The sequence below is a fragment of the Chryseobacterium sp. FG46 genome (genome assembly GCF_057809135.1).
Genome location: NZ_JBMDJJ010000020.1, coordinates 56,966 through 72,453, shown reverse-complemented (window position 1 = coordinate 72,453; position 15,488 = coordinate 56,966). Strand labels below are relative to the sequence as shown.

At 36.8% G+C, this 15,488-nt stretch carries 19 protein-coding genes; 1 reads left to right on the top strand and 18 read right to left on the bottom strand.

Translation table 11 applies throughout. From position 1 onward, the window contains the following. Positions 1–31: 31 nt before the first annotated feature. Positions 32–853, top strand: a complete 822-nt coding sequence (locus ACODR7_RS15255) for a T9SS type A sorting domain-containing protein (protein ID WP_488840315.1) — start codon at positions 32–34, stop codon at positions 851–853. Between the two features lie 84 nt (positions 854–937). Here the strand turns inward: ACODR7_RS15255 and ACODR7_RS15250 are convergent, their stop codons facing one another. From ACODR7_RS15250 to paaA, 18 genes are all read right to left on the bottom strand, one after another. Then, on the bottom strand, positions 938–1,624 hold the full coding sequence (locus ACODR7_RS15250; protein WP_488840313.1) for an SMUG2 DNA glycosylase family protein: 687 nt from the start codon (positions 1,622–1,624) through the stop codon (positions 938–940). 2 nt (positions 1,625–1,626) lie between these two features. Continuing rightward, on the bottom strand, positions 1,627–2,382 hold the full coding sequence (locus tag ACODR7_RS15245; protein WP_488840311.1) for a DUF4241 domain-containing protein: 756 nt from the start codon (positions 2,380–2,382) through the stop codon (positions 1,627–1,629). A 153-nt stretch (positions 2,383–2,535) separates the two neighbouring features. Further along, entirely contained in the window at positions 2,536–2,697 is a 162-nt protein-coding gene (locus tag ACODR7_RS15240; protein WP_488840309.1) for a bacteriocin-like protein, read from the bottom strand. A 222-nt stretch (positions 2,698–2,919) separates the two neighbouring features. Then, entirely contained in the window at positions 2,920–5,415 is a 2,496-nt protein-coding gene (gene paaZ, locus ACODR7_RS15235) for a phenylacetic acid degradation bifunctional protein PaaZ (RefSeq protein ID WP_488840307.1), read from the bottom strand. Between the two features lie 8 nt (positions 5,416–5,423). Beyond that, positions 5,424–5,696, bottom strand: coding sequence for a hypothetical protein (locus ACODR7_RS15230; protein WP_488840305.1), 273 nt, complete (start codon positions 5,694–5,696; stop codon positions 5,424–5,426). A 14-nt stretch (positions 5,697–5,710) separates the two neighbouring features. Further along, complete coding sequence (locus tag ACODR7_RS15225) at positions 5,711–6,538, bottom strand: alpha/beta hydrolase (RefSeq protein WP_488840303.1); 828 nt, start codon at positions 6,536–6,538, stop codon at positions 5,711–5,713. A 39-nt stretch (positions 6,539–6,577) separates the two neighbouring features. Continuing rightward, entirely contained in the window at positions 6,578–7,171 is a 594-nt protein-coding gene (locus tag ACODR7_RS15220) for an acyltransferase (protein WP_047429267.1), read from the bottom strand. An 88-nt stretch (positions 7,172–7,259) separates the two neighbouring features. After that, entirely contained in the window at positions 7,260–8,465 is a 1,206-nt protein-coding gene (pcaF, locus tag ACODR7_RS15215) for a 3-oxoadipyl-CoA thiolase (RefSeq protein WP_488840301.1), read from the bottom strand. 89 nt (positions 8,466–8,554) lie between these two features. Further along, on the bottom strand, positions 8,555–8,968 hold the full coding sequence (locus ACODR7_RS15210; protein WP_076596871.1) for a PaaI family thioesterase: 414 nt from the start codon (positions 8,966–8,968) through the stop codon (positions 8,555–8,557). A 9-nt stretch (positions 8,969–8,977) separates the two neighbouring features. Then, positions 8,978–9,286, bottom strand: coding sequence for a hypothetical protein (locus ACODR7_RS15205; RefSeq protein WP_076596872.1), 309 nt, complete (start codon positions 9,284–9,286; stop codon positions 8,978–8,980). A gap of 15 nt (positions 9,287–9,301) precedes the next feature. Further along, a complete protein-coding gene (locus ACODR7_RS15200; protein ID WP_488840298.1) occupies positions 9,302–9,769 on the bottom strand; it encodes a hypothetical protein in 468 nt (155 codons plus the stop codon). A gap of 1 nt (position 9,770) precedes the next feature. Further along, complete coding sequence (locus ACODR7_RS15195) at positions 9,771–10,904, bottom strand: 3-hydroxyacyl-CoA dehydrogenase NAD-binding domain-containing protein (RefSeq protein ID WP_488840296.1); 1,134 nt, start codon at positions 10,902–10,904, stop codon at positions 9,771–9,773. A gap of 79 nt (positions 10,905–10,983) precedes the next feature. Continuing rightward, positions 10,984–11,784, bottom strand: coding sequence for an enoyl-CoA hydratase/isomerase family protein (locus tag ACODR7_RS15190; RefSeq protein ID WP_488840294.1), 801 nt, complete (start codon positions 11,782–11,784; stop codon positions 10,984–10,986). Positions 11,785–11,926: 142 nt separating this feature from the next. Then, entirely contained in the window at positions 11,927–12,391 is a 465-nt protein-coding gene (gene paaD / locus ACODR7_RS15185) for a 1,2-phenylacetyl-CoA epoxidase subunit PaaD (RefSeq protein ID WP_488840292.1), read from the bottom strand. A 3-nt stretch (positions 12,392–12,394) separates the two neighbouring features. Next, a complete protein-coding gene (locus tag ACODR7_RS15180) occupies positions 12,395–13,204 on the bottom strand; it encodes an alpha/beta hydrolase (protein ID WP_488840290.1) in 810 nt (269 codons plus the stop codon). Between the two features lie 6 nt (positions 13,205–13,210). After that, entirely contained in the window at positions 13,211–13,960 is a 750-nt protein-coding gene (gene paaC, locus ACODR7_RS15175; protein WP_076596878.1) for a 1,2-phenylacetyl-CoA epoxidase subunit PaaC, read from the bottom strand. Between the two features lie 101 nt (positions 13,961–14,061). Then, positions 14,062–14,343, bottom strand: coding sequence for a 1,2-phenylacetyl-CoA epoxidase subunit PaaB (gene paaB, locus ACODR7_RS15170; RefSeq protein ID WP_027373980.1), 282 nt, complete (start codon positions 14,341–14,343; stop codon positions 14,062–14,064). A gap of 111 nt (positions 14,344–14,454) precedes the next feature. Further along, positions 14,455–15,393 (bottom strand): 1,2-phenylacetyl-CoA epoxidase subunit PaaA, encoded by a 939-nt coding sequence (paaA, locus tag ACODR7_RS15165; protein WP_034695794.1) that lies wholly within the window; start codon positions 15,391–15,393, stop codon positions 14,455–14,457. Positions 15,394–15,488 lie beyond the last annotated feature (95 nt).

Sequence of the window (15,488 nt, the reverse complement as noted above, 5' to 3'; positions counted from 1 at the left end):
ATACAAAAACCTAACATTTAAAACAAAAATCATGAAAAGCACTACTTTTTTAGCAATCTGTAGTCTGCTCATTTCAATTTTCTCATTCGGGCAGACCAGTACAGAACAATTTGAGACAGAATCGAACGCAAGTACAAGCTTCACCGATAATGGGGTTATCTTCAATATCATTTCCCATACAAGCGTTTTCGATATTCAGGGAAATTTTCCCGGAACTGGCTGGAACGGAACAGCCAATGACAACAGATATATTGATAATTCCAATGATTCTCAATTTCCGCCATCATTCAGTATTAAGACCACGTCTAATCTGTTTAAAGTAAACAGATTCTGGATGTATCTTTCTGCATTGAACCTGGATCTTAATGTGGCAGGAACACTTACTGTAACCGGGAAATTAAGTGGAGTAACAAAATTTACTCAAACAAAAACTACCGGATTTGCTACAAGCTTAGGTACTACAAACGGATTCACTTTGATTGATTTGACCAATTTAAACGGGCAAAACTACTCAAACATTGTGATTGACGAGTTGCAGATCACCGCGAACGGAGCCTTCCGATATGTAGGTTTGGATGCTTTCACCTGGGTAAAAGACAGCAATCTGGTATTGGGAACTTCGGAAGCTAAAAGCACTAAAAAAGACTTGACTGTTTATCCTAATCCAACCAGCGGGCCAATTTCTATCACTACAGAAAAAGCCAGTGAAGCTAAAATCTACAGCCTGGACGGTAAAATGCTGAAGGCTGTACAAACTCAAAAGGGGAATAATGAAATCAATATTTCAGAACTTCCAAAAGGAGTTTACATTATTAAAACAGCAACAGAGTCTGCCAAAGTAATTAAGAACTAACTTCAGAAAATTAATCATAAGTTCCACATTCCCATAAAGATTCTAATTCATAAATGACAAATCCCTTTCTACGAAGGGATTTTGTCATTTCTGCAAAGCTATAATATACTTGTCTATATAAATCTGTTTTTCTTTGGATTTATATTGTTGGATATAACGTGGATGCTCCAGAACTGTCATTTTATCAAACAGTTTTGCTTCTTTGTTTAGTTTTGAAATAAAATCGGCATTCTTTTTACCAAGAATAAAAACTTCTGATACATCAAGATTGAGACTGATATGTTTCTTCAAAGATTCAATCATAAAATCCTTTACAGCTTCGAATAATTCTTTATCGTCATAATAATTAGCATTAAGCCAGCCATTTTTTGTTTTTCTAACGATAGCCAGTGGAAATGGAGAATTGATATAAATATCTTTATAGAAAAGATCAGCACCTCCATAGTTTTCAATCATATCATAGATGAAAACGGAAGAAATTTCATGAGTATGGGCAGATTCCATTTTGATTCCGCAGACACTTTCCAATCTTTTTGTATCGGTAAACGGAACTCCGGTTACTCCAGCTCCATGACGGCTTGGATTGATTCCAATAATAAATTTTCTTCGGGATAAATCATTATAATATTTATGATAAAACGTCTGCATTACCATTAATGTTTCAGGGTTTTCCAGGTACGGATTCAGAACATCAAAACCTTCAGGTAAATTTCCTGTATAGCTCAGGTTTTCATTGAACTTTATAACATGGTCTGCAAAAGTTCTATTCATATTTAGTTTTTAAGAAAAACAAAATTTTCTGGTTGATCATCTTCATCATCTTCACTTAAAGCCAATTCAACATCAATAAATTGAATATATAATCCACAAATTTCTTCGTTAGCATCATAAGCAAAGTATACGGGATAAGTCCCGTCGCCAAAACCACTTGCAAACATGGGAATCTGATAATTGGTATCAGGAATCATCCAATTAATCCAGTCTCCTGCTTCTCTCTGATTGTTAGGATTATCTTTATAGCTTTGTGAAAAAAGCTCGGCGAAATAATCATCATAAACATTGTTGATATCTATTTTATCTATGAATTGATCTACAAAAGGCAGAACTTCTTTATCTGTAATACAACCTAAACCTGCATCAACCCCAAAACCAAAAAAATCGTCCTCAGTTACTCCCTCCAACTCTTCAATTCCAACTAAAGCCTCTCTATAAATAACAGGTTTTTCTTTAGTAAATTCAACTTTTACAACAGCATATCTGTTTCCCCAATCTTCAGATTTTACCACAGCAATAGTCACAGGAAAATCTCCTTTCGGAGCCTGAATAAAATAGGGAGATTGATTGGCATTTAGAGAAACCAACGGATCTCTTACCACCACTTTTCCTGAAGGAAGAGTGACATTTCCGATTTCCATCGTCTCCATTTTCTGCCCTAGAATTTCATCAGAAGTAAAATACGTTTCCAGATCTGTAGGACAAATCAAAATATTTTTCACTTCTTCCCACTTTTGCATCCAGTTTTCGTTCATTATTTTTATATTTTATGAATTGATTTCAGGTTTGAAAGTAATGAATAAATCTAAGTGCATCAAACGGGAATGATTTTTTAACAAAAGATTATAAAACAAAGCCACAAATCATAGGGAATTGCGGCTTTATGTATTGTTTTTAGTTTAAAAATTTCAAGAATCAGCACATATATAACATGCTCTGGCTATGTCTGGCCATCTTCCAGGAAGACAACAGGTTCCGGGAGGACAAGGATTAAGGGTACAAGACCAGTTTGGTCCGGCTCCTTTAAAAGATCTCAACTCATGTCTTGAAAGTTTTTTTAAGTTTTTCATAGTGGTTTGTTTTGATGTTCTCTCCTACTCTATATGCTTTTCGGATTTCGCCTATTAAAGTTAGTAATTTTTCAAACAAAAACCATAACTAACTGAAATAATGAATATTTCAATTTATATTCTGCCATCCTTGTCAAGGTTTAAAACCTTGACAAGGGTAATTGTCCATTAAAAAATCCCTTTCAATTACTGAAAGGGATTTCAAAATTATATTTTCCTGAATTAAATCAATCCAAACTGCTGGAAGTGGTGGGTAAAATGCTTTTTGTGCATCAGTTCCCACATTTCTTTATTCAGTTTTCCGAAAACGTAATTCATGTGTTCTGCCTGCGGGTTTTCCTTGTAATAGATCACAAATTTCTTCAGGTTATCCATGAATGACAGTTTTGCAGCTTCCAGGTTTTTGTGTGTTGGTTCAGGAAGTGAACCATCCTGCGGAAGGAACGGAGCGGTAAATTCTTTTGGCATTGCTCTGTGGTTATAAAGTGAGTCCTGCCATTTTTCAAGATGTTCTTCAGGGGTGAAACACTTTTCTGCTTCAGGCTCTCCAAAACTTACCAATACAGCCTGCTCAAGATGTTCTATCATCTGCTGTGGAGACATTTTTCCCCAAAGTGCAGGAGTATTTTCCGTTAAACCGTTTACTATTTTCTGAACATTTTTCACACTCAGGTCTATGAAAGGTGATTGTTTTGCCACTAATGTTAAGATCGTTGCTACACATACAACCTCATCTCTTTGGTTTACAACCTCAACCAGCCACTTTACAACACCGGAAGGAATGTTTCTTCCTTTTACGCCTCTGTTGATTTTTTCTTTTGCTGTTAAATACACTGTGATGGTATCTCCGGCGTATACAGGTTTGAAGAAACTGCAGTCTTCCAATCCGTAATTGGCAATAACAGGTCCTTTTTTACCAGAAACAAATAATCCTGCTGCTGCTGAAAGGATGAAATATCCGTGAGCAACAGTTTTATCAAAGATTGTACCTGTTAAACTTGTAGCATCTGTATGGGCATAGAAATGATCCCATGAAACATTGGAAAAGTTGACGATATCTGCATCAGCAACTGTTCTTCCTGCTGTTTCTAAGGAGTCTCCTACTTCTACTTCCTCAAAATATTTCTGGAAAGGATGCTTGTCTGAGAATTTTTTCTCTGCTCCCTGCTGATAAATCTTAGTAATTGCTTTCAGTACATCCGGAGATCCCTGAATAGCTGTTTTCTGTAAAAAGAAATGAAGACCGCTCAGTCCGCCCATTTCCTCTCCGCCTCCAGCTCTACCAGGACCTCCGTGCATCAATGTAGGAAGCGGTGAACCATGACCAGTGCTTTCCTTGGCATTATCTCTGTTCAATACGAAGATTCTTCCGTGCTGGGAAGCCATTTTCCATGAAGTTTCAGCGATAAAGTTCTCGTCATGAGAAATAATCGATCCTACCAAACTTCCTTTTCCTCTTTTTGCCAGTGCGGCTGCTTCTTCAGCATCTTTATACGGCATTAATGTAGATACAGGCCCGAAAGCTTCTACATCGTGAGATATATTTTTTTCGAAAGGCTTGTCGTTCAGGAATAATTTCGGACTCATAAATGCTCCATTTTCATAGTTGGCATCTACCAGTTCGTGTTTTCCGTCATAGACAAGTTCTGTTTCTGATTTTAATAGGTTTACTTTTCTCAGAACTTCTTCGTACTGCTGTCTTCCTACCAAAGATCCCATTTTGGTTTCTCTGCTTAATGGGTTTCCGATTTTTGTTTGATCCAAAGCTTTAGACAAAGCATTCTGAACGTCGCCAATTAAGTACTCAGGAACGATAATTCTTCTGATAGCCGTACATTTCTGCCCTGCTTTTGTCGTCATTTCGTTACGAACTTCTTTGATGAATAAATCGAATTCAGGAGTTCCCGGCTTTGCTTCCAATCCAAGAATTGAACAGTTCAATGAATCTGCTTCCATATTGAAACGAACGGCATTTCCTGCAATAGATGGCAGTGATTTTAATTTTCTTCCTGTATTGGCTGAACCTGTGAACAATACAGAATCTCCATCCTGTACATAATCTAAGATATTTCCTGGTTCTCCGCACACTAACTGAACAGCACCTTCAGGCAATATTCCACTTTCAATCATATCCTGAAATACTGCATTGGTAAGATAAGATCCGAAAGGAGATGGTTTTACAATAGAAGGAACACCAGCTAATAAGGAGGTGGATAATTTTTCCAACATACCCCACACCGGAAAGTTATAGGCGTTGATCTGTACAGAAACCCCTTCACTTGGCGTTAAAATATGAGTCCCAAGGAAAGTTCCGTTAGCAGAGATCTTCTGAGTGTCTCCATCTACCCAGAATGAAGTATTAGGAAGCATTCTTTTTGCCAATCCGGAATAGGTAAAGAAAGTTCCGAAACCTCCTTCGATATCCACCCATGAATCCACATGGGTAGCTCCTGTTTTGTATGATAAGTCGTAGTATCTTTTCTTTCTTTCCAGTAAATAAAGTGCTACTTTTTTCAGCATTTCTCCACGATCGTAGAAAGTCATTGAAGAAAGGTTTTTGTATCCTACAGTTCTTCCGTAGTCAAGAGCCTGTTCAAAATTAAGACCTTCTGTATCGGAAACAGCAACCTGTTCCCCTGTAACGGCATTGTACAAAGGAATTCCGCTTCCGGTACCTTCTACCCATTGTCCATAGATATAGTTTTTTAACTTTTCCATATAGTTTTTTACTTTTTGCTTAGATTAATCTTTTTAATAAGGTTTCTAATAATCAGATAAGGGATAAAAATTGCCAGCCAGCCATCTAAAATGATGATAATTTCAACAAATAACGTATAGAAATAATCCCTACGCTCTAGCCTGGCAATTACCTCATCTGATTCAACATGTTCCAAAGCATCTGAAATTCCTATTGATTCTTTTGCAAAGTGAAATCCTAAAGCATTCACAATGATTATGACAATCAGTATTATAATCCAATATTTTTTTAGAGTGCTCATCAACTGCAACTTACCTATTTCGGTTCCTGATAAGGAAACATTTTCACTAATCCTTCATATAAACTTCTGTGAAGAATGGTTGCATGATTGTCCGTTTCCATCATTTTATATTCCAATGTCCAGTTTTTCTTTCCTGCTTTTTTCAAAACATCATAAAAATTCTCTGCATCTTTTATCATGACAGGATGTTCTCCTTTTCCTACAGAGATATAGACAAACTTTTTCGTATCCGGGGACTTTGAAAGTAGTTGGAAAGCCTGTTTTAAAAGACTTTCATCATCCCACCATAAACTTGGGCTGATGATAAAATAGTTATTGAATATTTCCGGTTTTTTCAAAAGGATTTCAGTTGCCAGAAGCCCTCCCAAAGACTGACCGAAAAGGTATTTGTCTGTAGTTTTAAACTGACTTTCCACATAAGGTTTTAATTCTTTTTCAAGGAATTCAATAAACTTATCAGAATGTCCTGTTGTAGGATAATCTTTCTGTAAATCTTTTAAATCCGTATGAAAAGTAAAATCTCTTTTTCGGTCTACATTAGCAACTCCCACCACAATAGTTTCCGGCATAGAATACATCTGATTAAAGAATTGTACTAATCCTGTAACGTGAATAAAATCTTCGTTCATGCTTCCATCTAACAAATAGATCACCGGGTATGATTTTGTTTTATCAAATCCTTGTGAAAGATAAATATTCAGCGTTCTGTCTTCATTTAAGATTTTGGACTTAATGGTCCTCACTTCTCCTATTGTAAGCGGTTTTGATGTAACCGTCTGTGCTGACAGCGTACCACCTACCGCAAACATTATACTGCATACAAGCACAATTTTTTTAATCATATTTAATTTTTTAAACCTAACGGGTTTTCTTGTATACTATTATTTTATATCATCCCAGATGCTGTAATCCACAATTTTGGTTGGGATCTGCTGAACATATTCTGTAAAAGGTTCACATGGCAGGATAGCTTCTTTTCCTTCTCTTGCCAGCTCCTGATATAATTTTGTTCCTTCTGTTTTCCAGTGAATCATTTCGTCAGAAACATCACGGATAATCTTTGCCGGGCTTCCTACAACCAGTTTTCTTGGTTCACATCTGAAATTGGCTGGTACAAACGCTAATGCTCCTACAATACTTTCATCACCAATATAGGCTTTGTCCATTACCACAGAGTTCATTCCGATCAGACAGTTTTTTCCAATGTGTCCGGAATGGATGATTGCTCCATGTCCGATATGTGCGGATTCTTCCAATATGGTTTCTATATTCGGGAAAACATGAAGCGTACAATTTTCCTGTACGTTGGCTCCATCTTTAATGATAATTTTTCCCCAGTCTCCCCGGATTACCGCGTTGGGACCGATATATACTTCTTCACCTATTTCTACATTCCCGATAATCACTGCCTGCGGATGAATGTAGGCAGAGGGTTTTATAATGGGACGAATCCCGTGGTATGAGTAGATGTTCATATTTTTTAATTTGAAAATCTGAGAATGAGATAATTTGAAAATTAATAATATCTTTCAACATTTTCAAATTAACTCATTTTCAAATTCATTATACTTTTTCGATGACCATCGCATATCCCTGTCCGACACCGATACAAAGGGTACACAATGCATATTTTTTATCCTGCTTCTGAAGTTCCATTGCAGCAGAACCTACAATTCTTGCTCCGGAAACTCCCAATGGGTGGCCGATTGCAATTGCACCTCCGTTCGGGTTTATTCTTGCATCATCATCTTTTAACCCCAAGCTTCTTGTTACCGCCAGTGCCTGTGCAGCAAATGCTTCGTTGAGTTCAATGATGTCCATATCTTCCAGAGAAAGGTTTAACCTTTTCAACAGCTTTTGTGTTGCTTCAACCGGACCGATTCCCATGATTCTTGGTTCTACACCTGCTACGGAAGATCCCAGAATTTTCGCTTTAGGTTTTAAACCATATTTTTTAACAGCCTCTTCACTTGCTAAAATCAAAGCAGCTGCACCATCATTCATTCCTGAAGCATTCCCTGCCGTTACGGTTCCTTCTTTTCTGAATGCCGGACGAAGTTTTGCCAACCCTTCCATAGATGAAGCCGGTTTAATGAATTCATCTTTTTCAAAAACAATTGGATCACCTTTTCTCTGAGGAATTTCAACTTTTACAATTTCTTCTGCCAGTCTTCCGCTTTCCTGAGCTTTAGTTGCTTTCTGCTGAGACCAAAGGGCAAATTTATCCTGATCTTCCCTGTTGATCTGGTGTATATCTGCTAAATTTTCTGCAGTTTCTCCCATTCCGTCTACCCCATACATTTCTTTCATTTTAGGGTTGATGAAACGCCATCCAAAAGTAGTATCAAACATCTGGCTGTCTCTTCCGAAAGCAGCACCTGGTTTTGACATCACATAAGGAGAACGTGTCATATGTTCTACTCCTCCTGCAATATAAATTTCTCCTTCTCCTGCAGCAATAGAACGGAATGCATTGGCTACTGCAGACATTCCTGAAGCACACAATCTGTTAACGGTCTCTCCTCCAATTTTGTAAGGAAGACCCGCCAGTAAAAGTCCCATTCTTGCAACGTTTCTGTTATCTTCACCTGCCTGATTAGCACATCCGAAAATAACATCTTCAATTTCCTCCACAGGAACTTCAGGGTTTCTAGCTACTACTTCTTTAATTACAATAGCGGCCAGATCATCGGCTCTTACTTCTGATAATCCTCCCTGCAGTTTTGAAATGGGAGTTCTGACATAGTCTATGATGTATACGTTGTTCATTTTTATTTGCTTTAGGCTTTAAGCTATATGCAGTAGGCTCTGTCAGCTTCAAAAAAGCTTACTGCCTATTGCTTCAAGCTTACTGCTTATTATAATTCTGTTACTTTTTTCCCTATTTTGTAAACTGTTCCTACAAATTTGGCAATCAGTTCTTCATTCTGGTTGGTAATTTTAATGTCATAAACAGCCGTTTTTCTGGTTTCATTTACCAAAATGCTTTCTGCTCTGAAAGTATCGCCTTCTTTTCCTGCTTTGGTAAAATTGATGATACAGTTTAACGCAACGGCAGCGTCTCCGGTATTGTTGGAAGAAAATGCCAGCGCCGAGTCTGCAAACGCAAAGGTAACTCCGCCATGAACTGTTTTCAGTCCGTTCAGCATTTCCTTTCTGACCGGCATTTCTATTAAACAGTAATTTTCTTTTACTTCAATCATTTTGATATTCATCCACTGGGAAAAAAAATCCTGATTGAACATATAATCTGCAACTTGTCTTGGGTTCATTTCTATTAATTATATGTTTGTTATTTCTTCATACAGCTCATCGGATAATCTGTCGTAAACACTCATGGTTTTCCCCAGAATGATCTGCTCGTATGAAAGTCTTTCTGAATCTGATGAATTTTCAGAGGGATAGGATGCATTTAGATCAATCCCGTTTTCGTTCGCCAATCTTTTGATCAACTCTTTATATTTTTCATTAAACTTTCCTAATAGCTCAAGCCTTTCCTGCTCATCAACAGAGGAAGCTTCCTGAGTTAAATACTGTTTCTCAATTAAAAGTCTGGTCTCCAGCTCTGCTCTGAATTCATCTATATTCATTATAATGACTTAATTTTATTTATTAATAATCCTATTCAAATCTTTAATTCCATTTTCATAAGATTTTTTGAAATAAAATTTAATTAAGAAATAGATTATTGTATAAAACATAGCAATTGGTAATAATAATGCTAATGCTATTGCTCCAATTTGAAAACAATTAATAATTATTGCAAGAACTGGAAGAATACCCCACACATATAATATTATTCTAAAAGTTTTATGAAATTTTGAATTCAACTTTATTATTGTCTCATGTTCCTTTTGAACCAGTTGCCCTTCAAAAACACAAAAAGCTCCCAATGGTACTTCAGCACTTATTACTTTAAAAAAATTTTTCTCTGTATATCCTCTTAAAAATTTATTAGTGCGTTTCATCGTTAGAGAATAACTTTTATCACTATTGCTATTTATATTTGATAAAATCTTTTCAACAGGGTTTAAAGATTTTATTTCATCATATCTTTCAGGAAAATATCTCATATTACATTTTCCTTAACAAAGGACTTTGTCTGTATCTTTCTTCCTGATATTCTTCGTAAAGGTTCTGAAGGGTTTCAGAGATTTTCCCATACCCGATTTCTTTCCCCCAGCTTAATAATCCTTTTGGATAATTAACGCCTTTCTGCATGGCCAGTTCAATATCTTCATCATTGGCAACGCCTAATCTTTTGGCTTCAACCGCTTCGTTGATCAGCATAGAAATGATTCTCAAAAAGATCTGCTGATATAAGGCGTCATCTTTCACGGCTAAAGGTTTTTCTGCTCCCTCGCTGTAATCGTAGAAACCTTTTCCTGTTTTTCTGCCGTGAAGTTTGGCTTCAGACATTCTTTGCTGTAATAAAGAAGGCTTGTATTTCGGATCGTAGAAATAATCTTTGTAAACGGTGGTTGTTACTGCAAAGTTCACATCCACTCCGATAAGATCCATCAATTCGAAAGGTCCCATTTTGAAGTTTCCTAAAGTTTTCATGGCATCATCCACCTGCTCCGGTGTTGCGATGTTTTCTTCAACAATTCTAAGGCCTTCCCCATAATAAGGTCTGGCAATTCTGTTGACAATGAATCCGGGAATATCTTTGGCAATAACAGGAGTCTTCCCCCATTCTTTCATGAGGTTGCAAATTTTTTCTGCTAATGTTTTTTCTGTTAATAAGGACGGAATGACTTCCACTAAAGGCATCAACGGAGCCGGATTGAAAAAGTGAATTCCGATGAAACGCTCCGGCTTTTTTAATTCTGCACCAAGAGAGGTGATGGAGATAGATGAGGTATTGGAACTAAGAATACAGCTTTCTGAAACATAGTTTTCAAGCTCTGTAAACACTTTGGTTTTGATCTCTTTGTTTTCAATAATCGCCTCGATCACCAAATCAGAATTTTTTAAATCCTGTAATGCTTCACCTTTTACGATATTGCTTCTGATCTCCGCTGCTTTTTCCTGAGAAATTTTACCTTTTTCAGCCAGTTTTTGAAGAGTTTTTTCTAAACCTGAAAGCGCTTTATCAATTTGTGGAGCATTAGCGTCAAATAAAACTACTTTGCATCCTGCTGTTGCAGCCACCTGGGCGATTCCCACCCCCATGGTTCCTGCCCCAATAATTCCAATATTTTTCATTTTTTTAGATGTTAGAAGCTAGAAATCAGAAGTTAGATTATTGACTAACATCTAACTTCTAAAATCTAATTCCTATTATTTATTTTCCTTTATAATTAGGTTTTCTTTTCTGTAAAAAGGCATTTACACCTTCGATGAAGTCTTCTGTTTCTGCAGCTTCCTGCTGAAGATCACCTTCCAGCTCAAGTTGTTCTTTCAATGTGTTGTTATAAGAATTGGCAAATGCTTTTTTCGTAAGCTTGATGGCTGCTGTCGGCATGTTTGCCATTCTTTCAAGAATTTCCATAGATTTTGGAACGAATTCTTCTTCAGTAAACACTTCTGCTACAAGGCCATGCGCTTTAGATTCTTCTGCTGATAATTTTTTACCTGTAAATGCTAAATAATTGGCTAATTGTCTGCCTAAAAGCTTCGGTAAGAAGTAAGTTCCTCCTGTATCAGGAATCAAACCGATATTTGAAAATGCCTGAGCAAAATATGCTTTCTCATTCGCTAGAACAAAGTCAGAGATCAAAGCCAGCATAGCTCCGGCTCCTACTGCAGGACCATTTACTAAAGCAATAACCGGTTTTTTGCAACGGGTAACTTCCATTACCAAAGGGTTATAGTAGTCTACCACAATTTTTCTGATAATGTCACGATCATGGTGTTCTTTACCTACCACAAAAGCTTCATCCAGATTCTGACCTGAGCAAAACGCTCTTCCTCTTCCGGAAATGGCCACACATCTAACGGTTTCATCTTCGCTGCATTCTTTAACAAAATCTCTAAGATCAGATAACGCCGGTTTTGTAAGAGCGTTCATCGTTTCCGGTTGATTAAGATATGCGATTTTAAGCTTCCCGTCAAAATGCGTTTCAATATCAAGTTGTGTATACATAGTTTTTATTAATTTATTATTTAACAACGCACTAATTTAACAATATAAATCAATGTAACGGTCTAATAATTTAACATTCTAACAATTCCTTCGTTATGCTTTGCATAGCCGTAAAATTGGTTGTTGATTGGTTGTTTATTCATCAATGACATTTAAAATAATCAAACGGCTCCAGGCAGTCTAAGCATTGATAAGAGGCCTTACATAAAGTAGACCCGAATCTGCTGATCTGTTTGGTATGCTCAGAACCACAGCGCGGACATTTTTTCGGTTTCCCGATGTGATGTTCGTCTGCTCCTTTTTCGGGAGGTGTAATTCCGTAAGCACGGAGTTTTTCTCTTGCTTCATCTGTTAACCAGTCTGTTGTCCAGATTGGAAACATCTTGGTTACAACTTTTGCTTCCCATCCGTTTTCTTTCATCATTTTGATGATGTCCTCCTCAATGGTAAACATAGCGGGACAGGCAGAATAAGTCGGCGTAATTGTTACTTCACAAGAGTTCTCGCTGGTAATTTTCGCTTCTCTTACAATACCCAGTTCCACAATATTGATTACCGGAATTTCCGGATCGGGAATGGTTCTTAATAAATCTAAAAGTTGATTCATATATTATTTTTTATCAGAATCAAAAATTGCTTTCATTGCATTCTGATAATCCAAATTATCTGTTATTCCGTTGTGATACTGATCTTTTAATATAATCAGACTATCATCCTTTTTAAAGTTATTTTTAAGTTTTAAAGATGCTTTATAGTTAATAACCTCATCTTTATCACCGTGAAAAATAACGACTGGTGACTGAACGGTTTTTAAATATTCACAAGTCTCAAAATTATATTTCAGTAAGACCTTTGGAAGGAATGAAAATTTTTGACTCATTTCATCTTCTATACTGTAATACGGCGCCTGTAAAATCAATAATCCTGCATTATGCGTGGATGCTAATTTTGCAGCTAATCCTGTTCCTACAGAATATCCTAAAATAATAATTTTGTTTTCCGGATATCTTTTTAAAAGTATTTCGTAAGCACTCTCAACATCTGAAAAAAGCTGGTCTTTACTTTTAATTGTACCTTCACTTTTTCCGTAACCCCTGTAATCGAGAATAAATGTATCATAATCCATACTTCGATATAACTGAGCTGCTTCTCCCCAGCTTTTTATTGATCCTCCGTTTCCGTGAAGATAAAAAATGACTCCTTTTGGATTTTGAGCTTTGAATAAAACAGAACTCAAATGCTTTCCATCCTGCGTTTTGATGGGTACTTCTTCAAAATCACCATCAAATGTAAACTTGTAATTTTCGGGTAACTTTTCAGGATAAAAAATAATTTTCTCCTGATAGAAATAGATTCCAACACATAGTATCACATAGGCTGCAAGAAAAAAAGCCAATATCCCAAGAAGCAACTTCTTCATAATTTACTACCACGTACAGCCAGGATACGCTCTCTGCATATACTGAAGTTCACAAAGGATATACCCGAAATACTCTGTATGATATCCTGTTCTTGATTTTGGCTGCATGAAAGGATTTTCCGGATATTCTAAACCGAAGTCTGCAAAATCTTTCTTTGTAATGGAAAGAAACTCTTCGTAAAGAACGTCTGCATTGGGAGCAATGTTCAAGGCAACAAGGTCGTCTTCGCCTTCTGTTTTAGCAAAAAGACCCTTTGTATATTCCCAGATATTTTCGATAGCTTTTACCAAACGGGACTTACTTTCTTCTGTTCCCTGAGCGAAGATTTTCATCCAGGATGCAGCGTGAGTATAGTGATACCTTACTTCTTTTAATGATTTTTGAGCAATCGCAGCTAATTCTTCATTAGCAGAATTGGATAAAGCCTCATACATCAGTTTTTGATATACAGACAATACATATACTTTAAGAATAGTCTGTGCATAATCTTCATTAGGAAGTTCTGTCCAATGTGCGTTAACGTATTCATGCTCGTATCTTAAAAATGCGATATCATCTTCGCTTTTGCCATTGTCTATCACTCTTGAGGCGTAAACGTAGAAGTTATTCGCCTGTCCCAGTTCATCCAACGCAATATTCGTCAATGCAATATCTTCCTCTAAGTAAGGACCTTCACCGCACCATTCAGACAAACGCTGTCCCATAATGAAACTGTCGTCTGCTAGTTTTAATAAATAATTATATAATGGGTTCATTGTTTTTTAATTTATAGACAATCAGATGATAGACAGATAGAAAATAGACAAGTAAATCTTAAGCTCTTTTATCTATTCGTCTATTATCTCAACAGTCTTAATTACATATTTTTTACGTCGTTAGGAATTTCGTAGAAGGTCGGGTGACGATATAATTTATCATCAGCCGGATCAAAGAATGCTTCTTTATCTACTCCCTCTGAAGTCACAATATATTTACTTGGAACCACCCAAACAGAAGTTCCTTCTTTTCTTCTTGTATAAACGTCTCTTGCATTCTGCAAAGCCATTTCTGCTGTGGGTGCCTGTACAACTCCAACATGTTTGTGAGATAATCCCGGTTTAGTCTGAATAAACACTTCCCACATATCTAAATTTGCCATAGTCAAATAAATTTAACAATGTATCAATGTACCAGTTTAACAGTGAGATGCTTCGACAAGCTCAGCATGACAAAGATTGTTACATTTCTACATTGGTATATTGTTACATTATTATATTACTTCTTTTTGTTGTTTCTCTGCAAAAGCTGCCGCAGCTTCTTTTACCCAGGAATTTTCTCTTTGCGCTTTTCTCTTCGTTTCAATACGCTTTTTATTGCAAGGGCCGTTTCCTTTTAAGATTTCCATGAATTCGTCCCAGGGAAGTTCTCCGAAATCATAATGCTGTCTTTCCTCGTTCCATTTCAGATCTTTATCCGGAATAGTTAATCCTAAGAATTCAGCCTGAGAAACGGTAACATCGATAAATCTCTGACGAAGACTGTCATTACTTTCTCTTTTTACTCTGTAGTTCATAGAGATTTTAGAGTTGGGTGAACTGTCATCATTAGGTCCGAACATCATCAGAGCCGGCCACCAGAAACGGTTTAATGAAGCCTGAGCCATTTCTTTCTGTTGTTTTGTTCCACGGCATAATGCCATCAAAATTTCATACCCTTGTCTTTGGTGGAAAGATTCTTCTTTACAGATTTTCACCATCGCTCTTGAGTAAGGACCATAAGAATTCCCCATCAGCATTACCTGGTTCATAATAGCAGCACCGTCTACCAGCCAACCGATAGCACCAATATCTGCCCAGCTTAAGGTAGGATAGTTGAAAATACTTGAATATTTTGCTTTTCCTTCCAGCATATCATCATAAGTAGCATCTCTGTCTGCTCTGATGCTTCCGTCTCCTAACGTTTCAGTTGCAGAGTAAAGATACAGGCCGTGACCAGCTTCATCCTGAACTTTTGCCAGAAGAGCCATTTTTCTTCTCAATGAAGGTGCTCTGGAAATCCAGTTGGCTTCCGGCAGCATTCCTACAATCTCGGAGTGCGCGTGCTGTGAAATCTGACGAACCAATAATTTCCTGTAATCATCAGGCATTACATCTTTGGGTTCTACTTTATTTTCTTCGTGAACGTATTGAACAAATTTTTCTAAGTCCATAATCTTTTAATTTGAGAATTTGAGAATTAGTTAATTTGAAAATTATTTAGAGAAACTGAGAATAAGCTATTACCCATTTTCAAATTTCCAAATTA